The following is a 16,148-nucleotide window of genomic DNA, read 5'->3' as shown; positions in this document are numbered from 1 at the left end:
CACACAATAAAAAATGCCGGGCACAGCGCCCGGCATTTTTCACTTCAAACGCCCCCCCTTGCCAAAGGGGGGGGCGCAAAGATCACACGAAGTTCGCGTTCATCATCTTGGTCCAGGCCGCCCCGAAATCGCGCACAAACTTGCCCGCGTTATCGTCTTGGGCATACACCTCGGCATAGGCGCGCAGGATGGAATTTGACCCAAACACCAAATCGACCCGTGTCGCGGTCCATTTCACCGCCCCGGTTTTACGGTCCTGCATGTCATACAAGTTCATGCCCTTTGGCACCCACTTATAGGCCATATCGGTCAGGTTGACGAAAAAGTCGGTCGTCAGCGCCCCCACGCGGTCGGTCAAAACCCCGTGCTTTGTGCCGCCGTGGTTGGTGCCCATAACGCGCATCCCACCGACCAGAACCGTCATCTCATGCGCCGTCAGGCCCATCAGCTGCGTGCGGTCCAACAGCAACTCCTCGGCTGACACGGCATAGTCCTTTTTCAACCAGTTGCGGAACCCGTCATGCAACGGCTCCATCACGTCGAAACTGGCGGCGTCGGTCATCGCGTCGGTCGCATCGCCACGCCCGGGTGTAAAGGCCAGCGTCAGGTCATGACCCGCCGCTTTTGCCGCTGCCTCTACCCCCATGTTGCCTGCCAGCACGATCACATCGGCAAGGCTTGCACCCGTGGCCGCCGCAATCGGTTCCAGCTTGGCCAACACCGCCGCCAGGCGCGCAGGCTCATTGCCCGCCCAATCCTTTTGCGGGGCAAGGCGAATACGCGCGCCATTAACCCCACCACGCAGGTCCGACCCGCGATAGGTGCGCGCTGCGTCCCACGCGGTGCTGATCATATCCGCCTGCGACAACCCTGCCGCCGCGATATGCGCCTTGACCGCCGCCACGTCATAGCCTGTGTTGCCCGCTGGCACCGGATCTTGCCAGATCAAATCCTCGGCAGGCACTTCTGGCCCGATATAGCGGGCTTTTGGCCCCATATCGCGGTGCGTCAGCTTAAACCACGCCCGCGCAAACGTCTCGCTGAAATAATCCTGATCGGCGGCAAAGCGTTCGGAAATCACGCGGTATGCCGGGTCCATCTTCATCGCCATATCGGCATCGGTCATAATCGGCATGCAGCGGATCGACGGATCCTCTACATCCACGGGCATATCCGCCGGGTCAATATCAATCGGCTCCCATTGCTGCGCGCCGGCCGGACTTTTCTTCAGCGCCCAATCGTATTTGAACAACAGCTTGAAATACCCGTTGTCCCACTTTGTCGGATGCGTGGTCCACGCCCCTTCAATCCCGCTGGACATGGTGTGGCGACCAAGGCCGTTGTTGGCGGTGGTGCCATTGCGCCACCCCATGCCTTGCTCTTCCAAACCCGCACCTTCGGGGGCTGCGCCAATATCCTCACCCCGGCCCGCGCCGTGCGCCTTGCCAACAGTGTGACCACCCGCAGTCAACGCCACGGTTTCTTCGTCATTCATCGCCATTCGGGCAAAAGTTTCGCGCACATGATGCGCCGAATTCAGCGGGTCCGGCACGCCGTTCACGCCTTCAGGGTTCACATAGATCAAGCCCATCTGCACCGCAGCCAAGGGGTTTTCCATGGTCGACGCAATCGTCACATCATCGTAACGGCTGTCACTTGGCCCCAACCATTCGGTTTCCGCCCCCCAATAAATATCCTTTTCGGGTGCCCAAATATCGGCGCGGCCAAAGCCAAAGCCAAAGGTCTTCAACCCCATCGACTCATAAGCCACATTGCCCGCCAAAATCATCAAATCGGCCCAGCTGAGCGCGTTGCCGTATTTCTTTTTGATCGGCCACAGCAAACGGCGGGCTTTATCAAGGCTCACGTTATCCGGCCAAGAGTTCAAGGGCGCAAAACGCTGGTTGCCCGTGTTGCCGCCCCCGCGCCCATCGGCCAAACGGTAAGTGCCCGCCGCGTGCCACGCCATGCGGATCATAAAGCCACCATAATGGCCCCAATCGGCAGGCCACCAATCCTGGCTGTCGGTCATCAACGCGGTCAAATCCGCCTTCAACGCAGGCACATCCAGCGATTTCACCGCTTCACGGTAATCAAAATCCGCATCCATCGGGTTTTGCTTGGTGTCATTCTGGTGCAGAATGTCCAAATTCAACGCATTTGGCCACCAGGCCGATGTGGGGTTTGCCGCAACCGTTTTGGACCCGTGCATGACTGGGCATTTGCCCGCAGGAATATCGTTTCCGTCCATCATTAACTCCTATTCTCGGTAAATCTAACTTGGCCGGGCCTGCCCAGAATCTAGAATGATTCCTAAACAAGGTCCGGGATGGCAGCAACATAGCACGCACAAACCATAATTAAAATTTGCATTTTCTAATGCCTACGATATGCTGCGCTTATGAATGGTATCACCCTAAAACACCTTAGGTATTTTGAGGCGCTGTCCCAACACGGCCATTTCGGCCGCGCCGCCGCGCAATGCGCCATTTCCCAACCCGCGCTGTCGCTGCAAATCAAAGAGCTGGAAACCCTGCTTGGCGCACCCCTCGTCGAACGCGGCGCGCGCCAAATTCGGCTGACCAGCCTAGGCGAGACGTTTGCGCTGCGTGTGCGCGAAATTTTGCGCGCGGTGGATGAACTCGGCGACCTTGCCCGCGCCGCCTACAGCCCCCTGCTTGGGCGTTTGCGCATTGGCATCATCCCCACAATCGCGCCCTATCTGTTGCCCAGCATCATCCATGCACTGGCCAAACACGCCCCCGCACTTGATTTGCGCCCGCGTGAGGCGGTGACACAAACTCTGCTGGCCGATCTGCAAGACGGCAAGCTGGACACCGCCATCATGGCCCTGCCCGTGTCCGACCCCACCTTGCACGAAGAACCCCTGTTTGACGAAGAATTCGTGCTGGTCCGCCCACAATCAGACGCCGATAAACCCGTCCCCAACCCCGAAACCCTGCGCGAAATGCGGCTTTTGTTGCTAGAGGAAGGGCATTGTTTTCGCGACCAAGCGCTGTCGTTTTGCAAACTCACCACCACCCTGCCCCGCGACGTGATGGAAGGGTCTGCACTTTCCACCCTCGTGCAAATGGTCGGTGCTGGCATCGGCGTCACCCTGATCCCCGAAATGGCGGTGGCAATCGAAACGCGCTCTGCTGCGGTGTCCGTGGCCCGCCTTGCCCACCCGCGCCCGCGCCGCAGCATCGGCATGGTTTGGCGCAAAACCAACCCTTTGGCCGACCAACTCACCCATATTGCAGGCATCTTGCGCCCAGCGACCCCATGAACGGCTTCACATCGCGCAAAAGGAATGGCAAAAGGCGTCATGGCCAAAAAGACCCTGAACCAAACCAACCTCGCGGCACTCGGCGCCGATGCCCTCGCCACCCTGCTGATGGAAATCAGCACGGGCAGCGCCGATATAAAGCGCCGTCTGCGGCTTGAACTCAGCCACAGCCTTGGCCCGCAGGAACTGGCCCAAGACGTGCGCAAACGCTTGGTATCATTGCAAAGGTCGACCAGCTTTGTCGGCTGGCGCAAACGCAAATTGCTGGTCAAAGATCTGGAAACCCAGTCAGCGATGATCCTTGATAAAATCGCCCCCCAAGATGCCGCCACCGCCTTTGATCTGTTGTGGCAGTTCGTCGAAATGGCCCCTGCCCTTTGTGCCCGCATCGATGACAGCCGGGGTGAGGTGGGCGACGTGTTTCGCGCAGCCCTCGCCGCCCTGCCCAATGTAGCATCCCGCGCCAATCTTAACCCAACGCCCCTCGCAGCCCAAGTGTGGACCGCGCTGACAAACAACACTTACGGCGAATGGAACGGGTTGATCGCGCTTTTGGCCCCCACGCTTGGCCCCGCAGGTCTTGCCCATCTCAAAACGCTGGTGCAGGCCCACGGCGACACGGCCCCACCGCCCAACAGCACCAACGCGGTCGCCGCCGCGTTCATCCGCGAATTGCGCGGGGCCACAGGTGCCGCTGGTGGGAATGACCGCAAATCCCGCCTTATCAAACGCAGCCTGCAAGAGATTGCTGCAGCATCAGGCGATACCACCGCCTATATCAACCAATATTCCCCCGCAGACCTTGCCCGCAAAGATATCGCCGCCGAAGTGGCCACCCTTTTGCTGGCCGATGCCAAACCTGCCAAGGCGCTGGAAATGCTGCAAAACGCCACCGACAGCCGCGCAGGCCAAGCCGCGTGGGACGTGGCCTATATCGCTTGCCTCACGGCCCTCGGGCGGCTGGACGATGCCCAAACCCACCGCTGGGTTTGCTTCACCACCTACCTCAACCCCGGCCACCTGCGCGACCACCTCAAACTCCTCCCCGATTTTGAAGATGTCGAGGCCGAAGATCGCGCCCGCGCCCATCTTCGCGCGTCGCCAAACCTGCATGCCGCCCTCAATTTTTGCCTCAACTGGCCGGACTTGCTGACAGCCGCTGAAGTGATCGAAACCCGCAGCACAGAAATCAACGGAGAGCTTTCGGCCCTCCTCGCCCCCGCCGCCGAAGCTTTGCGCAATCGCCACCCCCGCGCCGCCGTCATTTTGTGGCGTGCAATGATAGACGACACGTTGGACCACGCTCGCGCCCCCCGCTACGCGCAGGCTGCCGAATATGTGGCGGAATGTGCCGCCGTGGACGCGGATATCACCGACTACAGGCAACACCCGGATCATGCGCAATATGTGCAATCCTTGCGCCGCGATCACGTCCGCAAATTCGCATTTTGGGAAAAGCTGACTGCACAATAGCCCCCCCTAAAGCCCCAGCCCTAAAACCGCGATGCCACCCCCAACGTCAGCGATAGCCCCACAGTTTTGTACTGCCGCAATTCCCCCTGCAGCCGCACATCGGTGCCCCCCATCACATCAATCCGCACAACAGCATAAGGCAGCTTTTGCGATCCAACATGTTCCACCTTCAAAATGGGAGAGTTGATTTTGGTTCGCGTCCGGGCAAACGCCACGCCGCCCCCCGCACCAATCTCTGCCCGAACCGGCCCTTTGCCCCCAAACGCGCCTGTCAAAGTTTGTTCCAATTCCACATTGCGCGCTTCAAATTGCAACTGAATTGCTTGCGGAATTTTGGTGCGACCATTGCGAATTACGATTCCATTTGGCAACGAATACTTTGAAAACCCGTGACTTACGCTGACGGACGACCGCAGGGCCAGCGCCAGCGGGCCTCGCGTCGTGTAGACTGCCCGCACCCCCAAACGGTGGCTTTCGCCACGTTGCACTTTTGTTTTTGGGGCTTTGATCGCCACGCCAGCCGCCAATTCAGTGCCCACACCAGCCCCTTGCGCAACGGGAACAAACGCCTCTTTTACGCCATTCGCCACGGCCCCGGTGATGGTGGCCTTTTGCGGCCCCACAAACTGATCCAGCGCGCCACCAACCGCGCCCGGAATGTGACCCATTTCATCGGTGGACACAAAAGCCTCCACCTGCATTTGGGCAGGCGTGATTCCACTACAATTTACCATAAAAAATCCTATAAAACATAATGATACAAAGGATTTACACGTAACGGCGCATTGCCTAACCTTTTGTGAAATAGGATTCCCCCACTGTTATCTGACGTCAAATGCATAGGACCTTAAAATGGTAAATTTTGCGTATACCAGTCAGTTTGTGACTGAGTTCGAATTGGCACAGACCGCCGCAGGCAGCTATTCAAGCCTCGGAACCCTGACGTTGGACTTGGACGCGGCTTGGGACAACTTCTTGCAAAATTCAAATGCAAATGAGAGTGCGGGCGAACCACCCGAACTGGTGTCCATCGAAAGCAACCGGATTGAAGCGTTTGTAAACGGCTACACGTTCTTGTTAACCGGCAGCGGCATTGCGCCTGCTGGCAATCTGGATGCTTTGGGCGATGCGATCGACAGCGGCCTGTCAACCGGCGCGTTTTCATCCGTGACAGTGACCGGCCCCCTCTTCACCGATGGGCCCATTGGTGAAGTGTTGCGCTTTACCGCAGCCGCCAATGGCGCGGGCTATACCGTGACATCGGGCCGGCAGTCCTTTGTAATGACAGGCGCTTTGCCAAATTCGCTGCTTGGCCTTGCCGATCTTCTGGCCAGCCTTGGTCAGTTCGGCAGCTTTGATGATCTCAGCACCACCGACCGCAACACCCTCATCACGGAAATGTCGGCCTATGCGATTACTGGGCTGCAAATCATCGACAATGGCAGCGTCTTGCTGTCGTTTTCGGCCAGTCCCAGCAGGCTTACCCTACAGTTTGGCCCCATGACCTTGGTCGTCAATGGCACAATGCCGGCAGATCTTGGCAGCCTGCTGCGCATCGCGATGGACGCGGACGCCATCACAAACCCCTATCAGCTTTTATCCGCATTGGCCGAATTGAACGGCGTTACCATCGCCAACGCTCGCATCACCGGCCCCAACAACGCAACATTGCTACTGGTAACAGGCCAAACCATCAACACCGCCACATTAGAGGCGGCAACAACCACGTTTAATGGCGCAACCATCGGCCAACTGTGGACGGGCACCGCCGAAGATGAGGTTTTTCAAGCCCGACCGAACCAAAGCAGCCGGATCTACGGTTTTGCGGGCGATGATGCCCTCACCGGATCATCGCTGGCCGACACCATCTTTGGCGGCGCAGGCAATAACACCCTTAATGGGGGGGACGGAAATGACCTGCTTTATGCCGACGAAGGCGCAAATATGTTGGCGGGCGGCGCAGGCAATGACGCACTCTATGGGGGCGCGGGCGCAGACCAGTTTTTTGGCGGCGAGGGCAATGACACCACCTTTGCCGGATCGGGCGATGATATTATTTATGGTGGCGACGGTGGCGACAGGCTGTTTGGCGGCAATGGCAACGACACGTTTTACGGCGGCGCAGGCAACGATCTCATCAGCGGGGACAGCGGCGATGACCTTATCTATGGCGGCGATGGGCGCGAAACGCTTTGGGGCGGGGGCGACGACGATGTCATGTTTGGCGGCGGCGGCAATGACCTAATATTGGGCTCTGATGGCAATGATCTGATGAATGGGGACACTGGAAACGATTCCCTTTGGGGCGGCAACGGCGCTGACAGCTTGTCTGGCGATGACGGCCACGACCGTATGGGCGGCGGGGCCGGAAATGATCAATTATGGGGCGGCGCAGGGGCGGAGTTGCTGTGGGGCGGTTCTGGCAATGATGTGATCTATGGCGGCGATGACAATGACAGCTTGGGCGGCGGGACCGGAAATGATCAAATGTGGGGGGGCGCAGGGATTGATTTCTTGTGGGGGGGCGACGGCAGTGATGTGATGTATGGCGGCCATGGTAACGATATTTTCAAAGGCAGCGGCGGTAATGACCAAATGTGGGGCGGCAGCGGCGCGGATGTGTTTTGGGGTGGCAACAATAACGATCTCATCTATGGCGACGATGGGAATGACACGCTGAACGGCGATTTTGGCAATGATCAATTGTTTGGCGGCACTGGCAATGATGTGCTTTGGGCCGGTGATGGAAATGACGCCCTTTATGGCGGCGACGGTGACGATGTCATGGGCGGCGGGACTGGCGCCGATCAGGCTTTTGGCGCGGATGGCAATGACACGATCTGGGGCGGCGCGGGCGATGATGCCTTGGGCGGCGGTGACGGCAATGACGACCTGCGCGCTGGTGCGGATAACGACATCCTTTGGGGCGGCACGGGCAATGACACGCTGTCTGGCGACACCGGCAATGACTCGCTCTGGGGTGGCGATGGCAACGACAGCCTTTATGGCGGCGCGGGCAATGATTATCTTGTCGGCGGCAATGGCAACGACCTGATAATTGGCGGCACTGGGGCCGATACTTTCGTGTTCACCCCCAATTCTGGCAACGACACCATCCGCGGGTTTAACATCGCAGAAGGTGACACCCTCACCCTTTCCAGCGGTCTTTGGGGCGGTGCCACGCTGACCGCAGAAAATGTGCTGGCATCCTATGCCACCATCACCTCGGCCGGGGTTGTGCTGACGTTCAGCGGCGGGAATGTGATCATGATTGAGAGGCTGTCGTCCACCGCGAACCTGCACACAGTGATCGACATCACGCTATAACCGCACCGCGTTCACGCCCTGCCGCACGGGTCAAAAATCATGTGTTTGCCAATCCGGCATAAGAATGCACGCCGAATCATAGCAAACTGAAAAGATGTAGATTTTTATCTATTATTCATAGGCTTACAGATATCAATTTTCTGCCGACCCCATAAGCATGCACATTTACGGCATAAGCATGCAAACCCAGCAAATAGTCTTGCCAGAAGTCCAGACCAAAAACAAAAAGGCCCGCGAAACGCGGGCCTCATTGCTCTTCCGACTGTTCAAGTATCAGCGGTCGCGATCAAGTAGATCCATGAGTCTGTCCGGGTCAAAGCTTTCCCGGTAGTCCGGCATGAGAAACGGTGAATACCCTGGCGCCAGACCGTAGATCCGCAAAAACGCCTCGACGAAATGGCTAATTGAAACATTCGTGGCCCCTGCCAGGACGCAGATCGTGAAAGCCTCGATCATCATTTCGATCACCAGGCCCCAGCGATAGGCGCAGCCGTGAATAAGCCGCTGGAAGAAATCCATGTTTGACAGCTCGTCAAAGCAGATGTCGGCCTTTTCAGCATAGCTGTAGGCCCGCGCATTCAACTCCGTGATGTCCTCCGAAGGGTTGATCATCTCTAAATGGTCTTGCCCTGTTTTAGTTCCGGTCTCTTTCGAGCAATATTTGCTATGAAGGAGATATGGAATGGCAAAGGAATACACAGACGAGTTTCGGCGTGATGCTGTGCGGATGGCGACGACCAGCGGCTTAACGCGTCCGCGGCTTCCATCGGATTTGGGTGTTGGCGTCTCTACGCTAAACAAGTGGGTCCAGCAGCATCCGTTGCCCGACAGGGCATTGCATGGCAATGTCCCGAAAGGGAACACGATGATCTGATGTCGGGGCCGCACGAGGACGTCGAGAAGGAAGATACCCGTCTTCGCAAAGAAGTCCGGCTGCTGCTTGAGGAGAGGGAGGTGCTAAAAAAGGCGGCGATCCGTTGGCCGGTAGGTGAGTGGAACATTCAGCGTTAGGCTTCTTTGCAGGCCAAAGCCCCCTCTCATGGTTTGTTGCACAAACCACTGCCGGGCAGCGGGATGAGGTTTGCCTTCATTGATGTCTGGAAAGAAGATTGGCCGGTCGAGTTTCTCTGCCGTATCATGCAGGTTACATCTCGTGGGTTTCGTGCGTGGCGAGGCCGCCCAATGAGCCAACCACTGCCCTCTCGTGCATGTTTACATGCACGAGAGGGCAGTGGTTGGCATGGTTCTTATCGCCCATATTCGCGAACAGCATCGGCTTAGCCTGCAAAGCTAGGGGCGGCCAAGGATGACTGAAGAACTGCAAGAACTGGGGTTGAGCGTGGGTCACAGGCGTGTGGGCCGTTTGATGCGCGAGAATAACATCAAGGTCGTCAGGACCCAGAAATACAAGACCACAACCATTGCCCGGCAGGCGATTGCAACGCAATCTGCCGAGAGGGGGATAGCGATCACACGTTCAACATCGCGCCCAACCTGCTGGATCAGGACTTCAGTGCGGATGGCCCGAACCAGAAATGGGCTGGTGACATAAGCTACATCTGGACCAGCGAAGGCTGGCTATATCTGGCCGTCATCCTCGACCTCTACTCTCGCCGCGTCATCGTCCTGCGTGATTTGCACGCAAATCCCTTCCGGGTAACAGCATGGGCTGTCAGCAATCGCATGAAGCGGGACCTGGCGATCCGGGCGTTGGACATGGCTGTGGCCCTACGGCAACCACCGAAGGGCTGCATTCATCATACGGATCGCGGGTCGCAATACTGTTCACATGACTATCAGAAGCTTCTTTCGAAGCACGGCTTCAAGGTCTCCCCTCTCGCGCATGTAAACATACGCTGCCGGGCAGCGGATGAGCGGCAAGGGCAATTGTTACGACAATTCGATGGTCTTGCGTCGGGGAAACGCCCCACCGGGGCCTTTCCTGATCCTCCTCGCTTTCTTCAAATCCATCAAGGCCGAGCTGATCTGGCGCAATCGTTGGGACACACGCCGTCAGGCAGAAGGCACGATCTTCCAGTATATCAACGGGTTCTATAATCCACGGCGCAGGCAGTCATCGTTGGGCGGTAAAAGCCCCTTGGCATTCAAACGAAAGGCCGCATAAATGAGTTGAAAGACCGGAACGTAAGCGTGACAAGACCAAAACGCCAAAACGTGCATGCTTATGCCCCGTTGGCAGTGTGTGGTTCGACACTGAAACGCCAACTTATCGATAATTTTTATCGTTGCAAATCAATTACTTGATATCTTCTCCGACACTCAGAAAACATACCTGCCGACACCCGTATACCAACTTCCGACATCTCCATACCAACTGACCTTCAACCGATAGTAAGCAAGAATAGAAAAAGGCCGCCCGAGGGCAGCCTTTTGTCTGAGCGCAAAGTGGTTGATCGCAGGGTTACTTCCGCCTTGAGCGCTTCCTAGCCTCTTTTTTCTCAACTTTGTGCCGATCCAAAACAATCGTCGTATCGATCCCGCGCCAATAATCGGAAATGAACGGATTCATCTCTTCGTCGCAGTCCGCGCGAAGAAAATACGCTTCAGCGAAGTGGTCGAGATTGACCTCATCTTGGCCTTGCGCCAGTGCTTCGCCAATTGCCTCGATGACCATTTCCACTGCCACGCCGAACCGGTAGGCCGCCGCATGCATGAAAAGGGGCATGAATGCAGGTTCATCAAACAGACCGCCATGCGAAAGCCCGGCGGAGGTAACCAGTTTCCCTGCCGACTCCCTGAGACTGAGGCCATCACTATCTACCGTCATGGGGCGAATTTCGATCGGCCGGAGACGTCGAGACAACGTCTTGTCGAAATTGATCAATTCGCGACCTTCACATGTCGATGTCAGGATCAAGCATACGGGCCACGGCGACTCCTGCATCAGGTTCCGAAAACGCTTTACGAATCCTTGCATGGTGTCGTCGTTGGCATAGCGGCCAGCATCCTGCACTTCGTCGAGGTGAACCGCCGCGATGCGACGTTCTTCGAGTTGCGTTTTCAGGCACCCGATCAGATACTCTTCAGTCCTTTCTCCCCGGGTGGGGTAGTCCAGCTTGTTCAGAACGGCGCGGCAGGTTTCTTTCACGCCAGCTTTTCCAGGCACAATTGCGCTGACAATCTCGTGCCCATACTCGCGCCCACCAGTCGCAACTGCAGCAGTTTCATACCTCCGGATGGCCTCTTTCACCATCCGCGACTTTCCGCTTCCAGGGGGACCGATCAGACATGCGCCTTTCTGTTCAAACTGCCCGCGACGCAGGTTTGCGTCTCTTGCCTCGAGAACACGAAAAATGCGATTGCGCATTGTCTGGAACGTTTCGGTCTCGAAGAATGTGGTTGAAAGATCCGCCATCGCGTTTTCGTTCCTGCGAACTGCCTCCAACTCAGCGATGCTATTGTCTATAGGCATTACCGGCCTCCTTTTCTTGTTGTAGAATGAGGGGTGCGATTGCCCCGTGAACGAAACTTATCGAGCGGATTTGCCCTGCTGGTGCCTGTCGCGGCGTCAGGTTCAGAGGACGAATGCACGTCTTCTTCTTCAACCGGAACGCCGATCTTGTTGCCGCTGGTGATGGGATCAACATGTTCTTCCCGGCCAACGAACGGTTTTTCATGGCGGCCTTTTCCGAAACTCATCTGACGTGCAGACTGATCGATTTCTGCAAGGGTTCGGCCGCCCACGTTCACACCTGCCGACTGAGCGATCGCGGCGGTTTCGCCCTGCCAGGCTTTCCGCGCCTCGTCACGTGCCGGAGCTCTCAGATCTGCGTCTTGCTTTGCCACTGCCCGCCGGCGCGCCTGTTCACCGGTCCACCAAGCAAGTGTTTTACCGCGCATCGTGTCGTCAAGGCACCGCACGGAAATGAGGTCGCCATCGGCAAGAACCGAAATCGCACCCAGATCCATCGGGTCCATTTTGATCTCAAGTTTTTCGCCGGGCTGGGCAATCCTGTCCACGCCCTTCACCAGCCGCTGATCGCGAATGAATTCATTCGAATAGCTCAAACCCTTGAAGCGGATGCCCGCCTCCGAAACGCCGGCGGCCTCATATGTGCCGCAAGCCTCCCGCAGCGCGGCTGGTCCGGGAAGCAATGAAAGATCAAAGATGGGATCCTTGGACTTTTTTTCCCACTCACCTGCGGGGGTGCCGAAGTTGAGCCCGCGATGCGGCGCGTTATTGTAGTCGGCAATGAATTGCACGAAGTTTCTCTCCAATTCGTCGTCCGACATACAGGCTTCGAAAAAGGGCTTTCGGTCATTGAGCTGGGCGACGCTTCCTGCAGTCCAGCCAGGCTGGTAGCGGGCCCATCTCAGTTCAAAGGTCAGGAAAAGCCGCTCGATGGTTCCACGCAGCTCCGGGACTCCGGTGACCGCGTTCAGAAATGACCCCGTCAATCGCCGCACCGCTTCGCCGAACAGAGCGCCACCAAAAGGATGTTTGCCGAACTCCGACCCCGAGTCGGTTGACACCAAATGGATGGGGGTGCGGTGACTCCAAGTGGCGTTGCGCAGGCCCGCCTCTTCCAACAGAAAGGTCTTGTCCGCAAAACAAAGCCGGAGAGCTTTCAGAGACGCGTCCTGGTTCGGGGCGTCACAAAAGGCATACCCCAAAATGACCCTCGTGGCAGCGTCGATTGCAACAATGACCCAGCGCCGGATTCGCCGGACTTTCGCGCGCTGTTCCGCGGTCATTCTAATAAGCTGTTCACGAGTCGCATCGAGGGTGACCACGTGGACCCTCCACGCGTCAAAGATTACTTGCCCACCGATCTCGCTGGCCTGCATTCCGCCTTCGACCGAGTCGAATTTGGCTTTTGCGGCTGCGAGCCCTTCACGCTGAAGGACAACCGTGTAAGGATCAAGAAGTTCGTCTATCCAGCGCTCATAGGTCCTGGCCGATCTGACCTTGATGAGGACCGGAAATCCATGCGAACGGCGCCTATCGTTTTCTTCCTCTACTCCTTTGACGGCCTTCTGCGCGACATCACATTTCGCGATCTTAGTTGCGCTGGCGTATTCATAGAGGATTATGAGTATGTAATGTAAATCGATCGCCTCTTGATGATCGATGTCGATCGGCTCGGCGCGGGGCGGCAAAAACACTTTCGGGTTATGCTGCCCTTTCCGGATTTTGCGGTAGTATTAGAGAAGCGTTGTATTTGCCGGCAACGGTTTCAGACTCTGCGTCGAATTGGATTTTTCGGTCCCGTAGTCCATACGCGCCTGATGATCGCGATATTCGCGCTCCAGTTGCGGCCGCCGAAGTTCAATCCCCTCGGGGGTCAAGGGCATGCCCATCTTGCAATAGTGGGCCATGCGAAGGCAAAGGAACGTGATCCTATCGATGCGTGCGCGCTGCTTCCGTTTCGCACCGAATATCTCATCGGTGCCTTGCAGGGCACGATCAGTCTGACGGGCCAGACTGTGATAACCTTTTTCAACAATAAGGAGCTCGCACTCCAACAGATGTGCAATTTCCTCGACCGAGAACTTCCTGAAATCGATGCCTCGTTCCGGAAGCCTGACCGACAGCTGATAGTGTGTGACAACGCCCCCGCGATCATTCTTGAGCGGTATGATTTTGGTGACTTCGTTCCCTTCGAACAAAATGCGATCGGCAGCGGTGATTGCGGAAAAGTAACTCATGCCGCCCTCCGGCAGATCAGGTCATTTTCAAACAAGTCGAGCGGGTGCTTGTGAATGTCACCATCGCCGATCAACCGGATCGCGGCGCGCCAGCCACGGTTTTCCAATCCCGCAGCCCTGACCAATTCTCCAAAAGTAAACGACTCCGGAAGCTCGCGGACCACGTCCAAGACGGCGCTATCGGCTTCCGGATCCCAGCCGCGACGGACAAGGTGGATCTTCCGGGCGCATTCACGCCAAGCCGGGTGAAAGTGATAACGTGACATGACCGCAAAAGAGTCTGCGATTTCGGGTGAGCACTGCGCCGCGATGTCCGCCACTTCCGCCAGATAGGAAGGCCGACGCGCCTTTTCGTCATACTTGACGGAAACAAGCAGCTCGTCGCCGTTGCGCAGCAGAACATGTGCGTCCACCTTGGTGTGTGTCGCCGAACCATCTCCCGCGATGTAGTCAACGCGCGTCAGCTGTTCCTTGAAATTCAGCACGTTTGAATGGGCAGCCAAGTTTTCATAGACCTGCGCCTCTTCAAAGGACGCACACCAGAATTCTTGTAGGGCGGCGGTGCGGTGCAACCGGGTGACCAAAGATACCTTACAACTGGCGCTGGACTTGCCAATTTCCATTTTCTCGAGATGAGACCGATTTACACGCATCGGGTCCTCAGGATCTGCCAAGAGAGGCGGTCCGACTTTACTGTGGGCGAGGTTGCGCCGCGGCGCATTGTGTGTTGTCGGATGAGCTCCACTTGTTGTGAAGACGCCACTTTCTTTCTGTCTTGTTTCCATGATTTTAGTCCATATTTCTCAGGCCGGTGGCGAAGCCCCGGTGAATGCCGTTTGACTGAACTGAGAACTTCGGGTATCTAAAACCCATGCAATGAAGTCGACTCAGCAGTCGATGAATATCAAAGCTCGGACCCTGCAACGGTCCGGGCTTTTTGCGATTATGGCCCTTGCGTCATCGTTCCACCCCCCATTCCTTGCGTGCGCCTCAGTCCTCTGTGATCACAAACGAGGCATCCGACAGCTTTTTTTTGCTTGCCTTCGATGACTGTGCAGACCGCTCGATTCGAGTCAACACACTGATTTTTCAGTGTATTTTGGAATCCTGCGGCTGATTTATTTTTCCAGAGGCCGACCGCTTCAAGATGAGTCACGACCGATCTCGCGCGCAGACCGTTTCCTTCATGAAAACATGCAGAAAAGCCGGCCTGTCCAACGACAAGCCGGTGCGCCAAAGCGCTTCCGCGGGCACAGGTATCCACCAGCAGAAAAGCCGCGGAGGAACAAAATTTGAGAGCCGAATTTGACATGTGCGGAAGCCCGTCGAAAAATGATCGAAGGACCTCAGCTCAGTCGCGTGTCACTGAACTCGAGGGGTTGAAGCCCGCATCGTCTGGGCTCCGCCTTGAGTCTCTATGATAATGACCATCCATGTAGTTGGTATACCTAAGCGGAACACCTGGATCGAAGCCACGCAGTCTTCATGTCTAAGCCAACGTTTTTTAGCTGACCTTCCTTCATTATAGAAAAAGAATGATTTTCTGTCGAATCGATTCCGAAATTTTTCCAAAAGATTTTCGCTACGACTTCTCTTTATCCATTAAGCCATTGGGATATAACGATTATACGCATGTTCATCACCCGTCATGGACCCGGTCGGCGTCTGCATCCAGCCCCGCCTTAACTCAGAGTGTAACCGGAAAAAACGTGCATCGATTGGTCTTCCCGAGGATGACCTGCACCAATGGGCGCATTGGACTTGCGCCCCTGGACACGGCGTTGCCCGTGCTGGGCAAGGGTGGCTGCAGCGTGCCATTGAACTTAAATACGCCCACTTCTGCAAAAGCAATCGTGCGAACCGCAAGTCAGACCAAACACTCAGATCGACTTGTGCCGAGCACCTAGAGTGCTGCTGAATTCGAAGGTCGTTTCAGTTTTTTCCGGGCGTCTTGAAAAATCCGGAATAACTGTTTTTATTCATGGCCTTACGGAACTGGCGTGGCAATTTCTTGTTGACACCGTATCGCCGGGACGCTTAGAAGTGACGTGTTAATTTCCACGCAAATGTGAGCCGGGTTTTCCATCGAGAAGTGAGCCACCTTTAGGTTATGTTCCGCGAGTTATGCTGGCGTCAAGACAATGCTGGGCTCCTTCCTTTTTCGGGCCGCAGCGGCTGAGCTTGCCTTGAAGCGGAAGCTGTCGTTTCCGGTCTCCAAGATGTGGCAGCGGTGGGTCAGTCGGTCGAGCAGAGCGGTGGTCATTTTGGCATCGCCGAAGACGGTGGCCCATTCGCTGAAGCTGAGGTTTGTGGTGATCACGACGCTGGTGCGCTCGTAAAGCTTGCTCAACAGATGGAAGAGCAGCGCCCCGCCTGATGCGCTGAACGG

Annotated in this window: 11 protein-coding genes and 2 pseudogenes; 5 read left to right on the top strand and 8 right to left on the bottom strand. The window is 56.6% G+C overall.

What is annotated here, in order from left to right; all coding sequences use genetic code 11:
* Nucleotides 1-82: 82 nt before the first annotated feature.
* Nucleotides 83-2,251, bottom strand: a complete 2,169-nt coding sequence (katG, locus tag BMY36_RS13470; RefSeq protein ID WP_050521277.1) for a catalase/peroxidase HPI — start codon at nt 2,249-2,251, stop codon at nt 83-85.
* A gap of 150 nt (nt 2,252-2,401) precedes the next feature.
* On the opposite strand from katG, the gene BMY36_RS13465 reads away from it, so the two are divergent.
* A complete protein-coding gene (locus tag BMY36_RS13465) occupies nt 2,402-3,289 on the top strand; it encodes a hydrogen peroxide-inducible genes activator (protein WP_050521278.1) in 888 nt (295 codons plus the stop codon).
* Between the two features lie 39 nt (nt 3,290-3,328).
* Complete coding sequence (locus BMY36_RS13460; protein ID WP_050521292.1) at nt 3,329-4,762, top strand: DUF6880 family protein; 1,434 nt, start codon at nt 3,329-3,331, stop codon at nt 4,760-4,762.
* 20 nt (nt 4,763-4,782) lie between these two features.
* Here BMY36_RS13460 and BMY36_RS13455 read toward each other — a convergent pair whose 3' ends face one another.
* Nucleotides 4,783-5,496 carry a hypothetical protein gene (locus tag BMY36_RS13455; protein WP_139194054.1) on the bottom strand — a complete coding sequence of 238 codons (714 nt, stop codon included), beginning with the start codon at nt 5,494-5,496 and terminating at the stop codon, nt 4,783-4,785.
* A gap of 118 nt (nt 5,497-5,614) precedes the next feature.
* On the opposite strand from BMY36_RS13455, the gene BMY36_RS13450 reads away from it, so the two are divergent.
* Complete coding sequence (locus BMY36_RS13450) at nt 5,615-8,089, top strand: calcium-binding protein (RefSeq protein WP_050521280.1); 2,475 nt, start codon at nt 5,615-5,617, stop codon at nt 8,087-8,089.
* A gap of 273 nt (nt 8,090-8,362) precedes the next feature.
* Here the strand turns inward: BMY36_RS13450 and BMY36_RS13445 are convergent, their stop codons facing one another.
* Nucleotides 8,363-8,701: a hypothetical protein gene (locus BMY36_RS13445; protein WP_050521281.1), complete on the bottom strand. Its 339-nt coding sequence runs from the start codon at nt 8,699-8,701 to the stop codon at nt 8,363-8,365.
* Between the two features lie 70 nt (nt 8,702-8,771).
* Between BMY36_RS13445 and BMY36_RS21030 the strand changes: the two are divergent.
* Both BMY36_RS21030 and BMY36_RS19235 read left to right on the top strand, forming a co-directional pair.
* Nucleotides 8,772-8,895 (top strand): annotated as a pseudogene (locus tag BMY36_RS21030) (transposase); the annotation flags it as partial.
* 14 nt (nt 8,896-8,909) lie between these two features.
* A pseudogene (locus tag BMY36_RS19235) lies at nt 8,910-10,214 on the top strand (IS3 family transposase).
* A 297-nt stretch (nt 10,215-10,511) separates the two neighbouring features.
* Here BMY36_RS19235 and BMY36_RS13430 read toward each other — a convergent pair.
* The 5 genes from BMY36_RS13430 to BMY36_RS13410 all read right to left on the bottom strand — a co-directional run.
* Complete coding sequence (locus tag BMY36_RS13430; RefSeq protein ID WP_050521282.1) at nt 10,512-11,522, bottom strand: AAA family ATPase; 1,011 nt, start codon at nt 11,520-11,522, stop codon at nt 10,512-10,514.
* Nucleotides 11,522-13,216: a TnsB C-terminal domain-containing protein gene (locus BMY36_RS13425; protein WP_050521283.1), complete on the bottom strand. Its 1,695-nt coding sequence runs from the start codon at nt 13,214-13,216 to the stop codon at nt 11,522-11,524. Before BMY36_RS13425 ends, BMY36_RS13430 begins: the two co-directional genes overlap by 1 nt.
* Before the next feature lie 39 nt (nt 13,217-13,255).
* Nucleotides 13,256-13,759 carry a hypothetical protein gene (locus BMY36_RS13420; protein WP_050521284.1) on the bottom strand — a complete coding sequence of 168 codons (504 nt, stop codon included), beginning with the start codon at nt 13,757-13,759 and terminating at the stop codon, nt 13,256-13,258.
* Entirely contained in the window at nt 13,756-14,544 is a 789-nt protein-coding gene (locus tag BMY36_RS13415) for a hypothetical protein (protein WP_139194053.1), read from the bottom strand. Before BMY36_RS13415 ends, BMY36_RS13420 begins: the two co-directional genes overlap by 4 nt.
* Before the next feature lie 1,337 nt (nt 14,545-15,881).
* Nucleotides 15,882-16,148 (bottom strand): ATP-binding protein (locus BMY36_RS13410; protein WP_175469301.1); only part of this gene is annotated, 267 nt, incomplete at its 5' end.

It is taken from the genome of Pseudorhodobacter antarcticus, assembly GCF_900110135.1.
GTDB classification, from domain to species: Bacteria; Pseudomonadota; Alphaproteobacteria; order Rhodobacterales; family Rhodobacteraceae; genus Pseudorhodobacter; species Pseudorhodobacter antarcticus.
The sequence above is the reverse complement of the archived record's forward strand: the minus strand, read 5'-3'. Positions and strand labels throughout refer to the sequence as shown.